Annotated in this window: 8 protein-coding genes; 5 read left to right on the forward strand and 3 right to left on the reverse strand. The window is 69.4% G+C overall.

Annotation, left to right across the window (positions count from 1 at the left end; all coding sequences use genetic code 11):
- Positions 1-21 precede the first annotated feature (21 nt).
- On the forward strand, positions 22-588 hold the full coding sequence (locus ACFE71_RS08925; RefSeq protein WP_375428447.1) for a Uma2 family endonuclease: 567 nt from the start codon (positions 22-24) through the stop codon (positions 586-588).
- Entirely contained in the window at positions 588-1,037 is a 450-nt protein-coding gene (locus ACFE71_RS08930) for a DUF3429 domain-containing protein (protein WP_375428448.1), read from the forward strand. Before ACFE71_RS08925 ends, ACFE71_RS08930 begins: the two co-directional genes overlap by 1 nt.
- Here ACFE71_RS08930 and ACFE71_RS08935 read toward each other — a convergent pair.
- From ACFE71_RS08935 to murI, 3 genes are all read right to left on the reverse strand, one after another.
- Positions 1,034-1,438 carry a DUF695 domain-containing protein gene (locus ACFE71_RS08935; RefSeq protein WP_375428449.1) on the reverse strand — a complete coding sequence of 135 codons (405 nt, stop codon included), beginning with the start codon at positions 1,436-1,438 and terminating at the stop codon, positions 1,034-1,036. The two genes, ACFE71_RS08930 and ACFE71_RS08935, sit on opposite strands and share 4 nt — an antisense overlap.
- Before the next feature lie 14 nt (positions 1,439-1,452).
- Entirely contained in the window at positions 1,453-2,697 is a 1,245-nt protein-coding gene (hemA, locus tag ACFE71_RS08940; RefSeq protein ID WP_375428450.1) for a 5-aminolevulinate synthase, read from the reverse strand.
- Between the two features lie 89 nt (positions 2,698-2,786).
- On the reverse strand, positions 2,787-3,581 hold the full coding sequence (gene murI / locus ACFE71_RS08945; RefSeq protein ID WP_375428456.1) for a glutamate racemase: 795 nt from the start codon (positions 3,579-3,581) through the stop codon (positions 2,787-2,789).
- 99 nt (positions 3,582-3,680) lie between these two features.
- Here murI and plsY point away from each other — a divergent pair, with 99 nt between their 5' ends.
- From plsY to ACFE71_RS08960, 3 genes are read left to right on the forward strand one after another with little or no spacing between them, the layout of a single operon-like run.
- Positions 3,681-4,316: a glycerol-3-phosphate 1-O-acyltransferase PlsY gene (gene plsY, locus ACFE71_RS08950; protein ID WP_375428451.1), complete on the forward strand. Its 636-nt coding sequence runs from the start codon at positions 3,681-3,683 to the stop codon at positions 4,314-4,316.
- Positions 4,309-5,436: a DNA-processing protein DprA gene (dprA, locus tag ACFE71_RS08955; RefSeq protein WP_375428452.1), complete on the forward strand. Its 1,128-nt coding sequence runs from the start codon at positions 4,309-4,311 to the stop codon at positions 5,434-5,436. Before plsY ends, dprA begins: the two co-directional genes overlap by 8 nt.
- Before the next feature lie 60 nt (positions 5,437-5,496).
- Positions 5,497-5,865, forward strand: coding sequence for a DUF4440 domain-containing protein (locus ACFE71_RS08960; RefSeq protein WP_375428453.1), 369 nt, complete (start codon positions 5,497-5,499; stop codon positions 5,863-5,865).
- Positions 5,866-6,183: the final 318 nt, after the last annotated feature.

The raw sequence follows: 6,183 nt of genomic DNA on the forward strand, positions 1-6,183 counted from the left end.
TAGCAATGCGGGTGTCGCACCATGAACTACTTTTCGCCCGGCTTCACCGGCTACACGGACGTCACCGGCCACCGTCCCGGCCGCTTCACGACGGCCGAGTTCCTCCATATGGCGGAGGTCGGCGCGTTCGCGGATATCAAAGTGGAACTGGTCGATGGAGAGATCGAACGCATGCACTCGTCCATGGGGACGCACGGCAGCTTTCAGGCATCTATAATCGTCAAACTATGGAGTGCGGCAGGTCGTCGAGTGATGGGTGAAACCGGGATCGATCTCGGCCGCAACACCGTTCTTGGATGCGACGCAGCGCTTCTCCACCGACCGATGAGCGAGCATCGCCTGCTCCGGCCCGATGAGGTCGAACTCGTCGTCGAAGTGGCGCAGACCTCGCTCGACCGCGACCTCGGCCTCAAGCGCGCTCGCTACGCAGCGGCGGGCATCCCGTATTATTGGGTCGTCAACACGGCCGATCGTGTGACCTACGTCTTCGGACGCCCGGTCGATCGCGACTATCGCGACGAAGGGGAGGTCGCCTTTCCCGCACCATTGCCCGTTCCCGGCGCCGATGTCGCAATCACGCTGGCTTGATGCCCGCCGCCATCGCCCGCACTACCCGCCTGCTCGGATTTGCGGGTCTCCTCCCCCAGCTCGCCGCCGCCGCGCTGGTCGCATCGGGCCGGGGCGAACTCCATTTCTTCGGCCGCGTCCTCGCGCTTGTCTACGGCATCGTCATCCTGAGCTTCCTGGGCGGTGTATGGTGGGGGTTCGCGGTTCGCCGGACGGATGACCAGGGCACGCTCGCCGCCGTCGCCATCATCCCCTCGCTTGCGGGGGTCGCGCTGATGATCGCCGTCCAGTTCGGGCTGCCCCTGCCCCGCGCGCTCGTCCTGCTCGGTACGACGATCGCGCTGACCCTATTCGTGGATCGCCGCCTCGTCGCAACCGGGGAAGCGCCGGACGGCTGGATGGGCCTGCGCGTGCCGCTATCGCTCGGTCTCGGCGGCCTCACGATCATCGCCGGGGTGCTCGCGCGCTAGTGCGCCATCGCCAGGGGAACGAGCTCGCGCGCAGCTCTCCACTCGGGGTCCGCCCAGGCGCGCACCTCGAACTCATACGGTGGATGCCCCTCTAGCGCCTGGAGCAGCACGCGCATGAACGCGTCGCGGCCGGCCGCGTAGAACAGCCATTCGCGCGCCGCGCCGCCCGTCAGCACCGCCACCCCGACCGCGTGGCCGGGTGCATTGAGCACCTCGTACGCCGCCGCCTCGAACGCGGCCATGTCCTCCAGCGTCGGCTCATCCGGCGTATCGTCGGGTCTCGGCTCGAACGGCCAGGTGATCCACATCGCCAGCGGATGAGCGACGCGCTCGTCCACGCCCGGCAACCGCGTCCGCGCACGCAGCAGGAACACCCCGTCCTCCGCGCGCCGCTCGCTCACGCTCCACCCGTCGCTCACGCGGCCTGGCGCAGCTCCAGCCGGCTCCAGATCTCGACCAGCGCGTCCACCAGCTCGCGCATCATCGCCTCGTCATGCGCCGGCCCCGGCGTGAAGCGCAGCCGTTCGGTCCCGCGCGGCACCGTCGGATAGTTGATCGGCTGGACGTACACCCCGTACTCCGCGAGCAGGATGTCGCTGATCCGCTTGGCCTCGACTGGATCGCCGACCATCACCGGCACGATGTGCGTGTCGCCGGGGATCACCGGCAAGCCTGCATCCGCCAGCATGCCCTTGAGCGTCGCCGCCGCCGCCTGCTGCCCGTCGCGCTCGACCGACGATGCCTTCAGGTGCCGGACGGAGGCGAGCACCCCCGCCACCAGCACCGGCGACAGGCTGGTCGTGAAGATGAACCCCGGCGCATAGGACCGGATCACGTCGATGATCGTCCGGTCGGCGGCGATGTAGCCGCCCATCACCCCGAACGCCTTCCCCAGCGTCCCCTCGATGACCGTCAACCGGTGCGCGCACCCCTCGCGCTCGGAGATGCCGCCCCCGCGCGGGCCGTACATGCCGACCGCATGCACCTCGTCGAGGAAGGTCAAAGCGTTGTACCGGTCCGCTAGGTCGCAGATCGCCGCGATCGGGCTGACGTCGCCCTCCATCGAATAGACGCTCTCGAACGCGACCAGCTTGGGCACCGACGCGTCCTCCGCCGCCAGCAGCTCCTCGAGGTGCGCGAGATCGTTATGCCGGAACACGCGCTTCTCGCACCCCGAATTGCGGATGCCCGCGATCATCGACGCATGGTTCAGCTCGTCGGAAAAGATCACGCAGCCCGGCAGCACCTTGGCCAGCGTATGCAGCGTTGCCTCGTTCGACACGTACCCGCTAGTGAACAGCAAAGCCGCCTCCTTGCCGTGCAGGTCGGCGAGTTCGGCCTCCAGATCGACATGGTAATGCGTGTTGCCGCCGATGTTGCGCGTGCCGCCCGAACCCGCGCCGACATCGTGCAGCGCCTCCTCCATCGCGCCGATCACGGCGGGATGCTGGCCCATCGCGAGATAGTCGTTCGAGCACCAGACGGTGATCGGCTTGGGCCCATTATGCCCCGCGAAGCAGCGCGCGTTGGGGAATGCGCCCTTGTTGCGCAGGATGTCGATGAACACGCGGTAGCGGCCCTCGGCATGGAGCCGGTCGATCGCCTGGGCGAATACGCGGGAATAATCGACGGGCTGGGCTTGGGGGCCGATACTGTCCATGCGTCGCATTTAGGCCCGAAACCCACGTTTTTCCAGCGCGAACGGCTCGCAAGATGCCCGGCGTTACCACCCCGCCCGCCCCCGAAAACCTACAGCGCCTCGATCGTCGGAAAGCCCCGCGCGGCCAGCGCGGGCGCGAGTTCGCGCTCCCCGTCGCCCAGCCGCGTGAACACCGCCACGCCCGGCGGCGCGCGCTCGGGCCGGCTTGCGTCGCCGCACAGGGCCGCGATCCGCCGCGCGATCCCCTCGCCCCCATCGATGAAGCGCATGGGGCGCGGCGCGGCCGCCGCCAGCTCCGCCTCGACCAGCGGGAAATGCGTGCAGGCATTGACCACCACGTCGATCCGCTCGCCCCCCGGCCGGCCGAACAGCCCGTCCAGCACCGCCGCATACCGCTCCGGCTCCACCCTCCGCCCGCGCAGCTTCTGCTCCGCCAGCTCGACCAGTTCGGCCGACCCGTGCCGGATCACCAGGCAATCGCCCGCGAACCGCGCCGACAGGTCGTCGACATAACGCTGTGCGACCGTCGCCTCCGTCCCCAGCACCCCGATCACCCGCGTGGTCGACAGCGCGGCGGCGGGCTTGATCGCCGGCACCGTACCCACGACGGGCAGGTCCAGCGCCGCGCGCACCGCGGGCAGCGCGATCGTGGACGCCGTGTTGCATGCGATCACGATCAGGCGCGGTCGATATCGCTCCGCCAGTCGCCCGAGCAATGCCGGCACCCGCGCCGCGATCTCCCCCGCGCTCTTCACCCCATACGGGAAACCGGCCGAGTCCGCCGCATACACGAACGGCGCGTTCGGCATCGCCGCCCGCGTGGGCCCGACGATCGACAGCCCGCCCACCCCGGAATCGAAGAACAGGATCGGCCGCGCATCCATCCAGCCCGCCGCTAGCGCGCCATTCCACCAACGCACAACCGATTCAGGTTGTTGGCTTCGCGCAACGAGCGAGGTATCGAACGTGGTAAGGGGGAAGATGTGCAGACCGAGATCCTCTGGATCGCGCCGTTGACGGCCCTGCTCGGCGGCTATCTGCTGGGCTCCATCCCGTTCGGGGTGCTGTTGACGCGCGCCGCCGGGGCCGGCGACCTGCGCCAGGTCGGATCGGGCAATATCGGCGCCACCAACGTCCTGCGCACCGGCCGCAAGGGCCTCGCCGCCGGCACCCTTCTCCTCGACATGCTGAAGGGAGCGCTCGCCGTGTGGATCGCGCTGCGCTGGTCGCCCGCCGATGCGCAGCTCGCGGCCGCGGGCGCATTCGTCGGCCATTGTTATCCCGTCTGGCTGCGCTTTCGCGGCGGCAAGGGCGTGGCGACGCTGATGGGGGTCGCGATCGCTCTCCACTGGCCGATCGGCCTGACCTACGCGCTCGTCTGGCTCGGCGTCCTCGCGCTGCTGCGCTATTCATCGCTCGCGGGCATGGCCGCCGCCGTCGCCGCGCCGGTCGCGGCGGCGATGTTCGATCGTTTCGACCTCGTGCTCCTCCTCATCGCCTTCGCCGTGATCGTCCTCTACAAGCACCGGGAGAATATCGGCCGCCTGCTCGACGGCACCGAACCCAAAATCGGCGCGGGCCGGACCGCGCCGCCGGGCGCCGACGCCGCGCATGGCTGACGCCGATTTCATTCCCAAAGCCGCACTAGCCGTTCCGGCTCGCGACTCGGCCCACGCCCGGCTTCGCCTGATCCGCACGCCGAGCATCGGTCCCGTCACCTACCGCCAGCTCCTCGCCCGCTTCGGCTCGGCCGAGGCGGCGCTCGACGCCATCCCGCTCCTTGCCAGGCGCGGCGGCGGCCGCCCGCCGATACTCGCCGACCCCCGCGAAATCGCGCGCGAGATCGCCCGCGTCGCAGAACTCGGGGCAGGTTACCTGTTCCTCGACGACCCCGACTACCCGCCGCTCCTCGCCCAGCTGGAGAACGCCCCCGCCGCGCTGATCGCGCGCGGCGACTTGCGGCTCACCCGCCGGCCTTGCGTCGCGATCGTCGGCGCGCGCAACGCGTCCGCCGCCGCCTGCCGCTTCGCGCGCGAGCTTGGCGTCCATCTGGGCGAGGGCGGCGCGACCGTCGTCTCCGGCCTCGCGCGCGGCGTCGACACCGCCGCGCATGTCGGCTCGCTTGGCACGGGCACGGTGGGCGTGATCGCCTGCGGCATCGACGTGGTCTTCCCGCCCGAGAACGCCGTCCTCCAGGAACAGGTCGCGGCCCGCGGCCTGCTTCTCGCCGAGCAACCGCCCGGCACCGAGCCCCGCGCGCGCCATTTCCCCTTCCGCAACCGCATCATCGCGGGCCTGTCGTCGGGCACCGTGGTGGTGGAGGCCGCCCCCAGATCCGGCTCGCTCATCACCGCCCGCCTGGCCGGGGAGGCGGGTCGCGAGGTCATGGCCGTCCCCGGCTCCCCCCTCGACCCGCGGGCGCAAGGGTGCAACCTCCTGATCCGCGAAGGGGCCACCCTCGTGCAGAACGCCGACGACATCCTGCAACAGATCGGGCCCATCGACCCCCGTATGGTCCGCGCGCCCGCCTCGGACTACGCCGCCGCCCCGCCCTTGGACGCGAGCGACGCCATCCGTCGCGATGTGGAACGGCTGCTGGGCCCGGTCGCGGTGCCGGTCGACGAGCTCATCCGCCAATCGGGCCATGCTCCCGCGTCGGTATCGATGGTGCTGCTGGAGCTCGAGTTGGCGGGTCGGCTCGAACGTCATGCCGGAGGCCGCGTCAGCCTGATTGGGTGAGCGGGAACCACCGCCGCCGCCGCCCGCTTACTCCCTGACCATATCACGGGAGCAGCACGCATGGACGACGACCGCCTCTGGGGCTTCGAGCAATCCCTATGGCTGGAGGGTGAGGAGAACTACCGCGAAAAGGTCGACGCGGAAGTCCAGATGGTCCTTCCCATGCCGCCGTATGTCTATTCGGGCGAGGACGCCATCAAGGCCGTCTCCGCCACCCCGATCTGGGACCGCTGCGAACTGACGGAGCGCAGCGTCTCGCGCCCGCAGGAAGGCCTGATCGTCATCGCCTACCGCGCCCAGGCCGAAAAGGACGGCGCGGCCGGGTACGAGGCGCACTGCACCTCGGTGATCCGGCGGCTGGAGCATGAGGTGTGGCGCGTCGTGCAGCATCAGCAGCTGCCGTTGCTCGCTGCGTCGGTCGAGAGCTAAGCTGAGCTTAGCGAACGACAAACCGACGCGAGCGGCCGACGACCGGCGGGCCCTCGTCCCGCCGTGTCGATCGACGGCGCGGCTTTGCCGCGACGCGCGGTCTAGCATTTATCGAGTGCGATGAGTTCGGTTGCGCGCGACGCATGGAGACACCTGCTCAGGGATCGCCGTGAATGAACATGCCCGAGAAGAGCATTACCGCGATCAATGCGACAAGCGTCATCAAACCAAGAAGAAGGCCGAAGGCGAGAAAGCCTCTTCTGCTACTAGGGCTCAAACCCAATCAGCGGGTTGAGCTGAGCGCCGTTCGCTGATTCA

The sequence above is a fragment of the uncultured Sphingomonas sp. genome (genome assembly GCF_964237155.1).
Lineage (GTDB): Bacteria > Pseudomonadota > Alphaproteobacteria > Sphingomonadales > Sphingomonadaceae > Sphingomonas.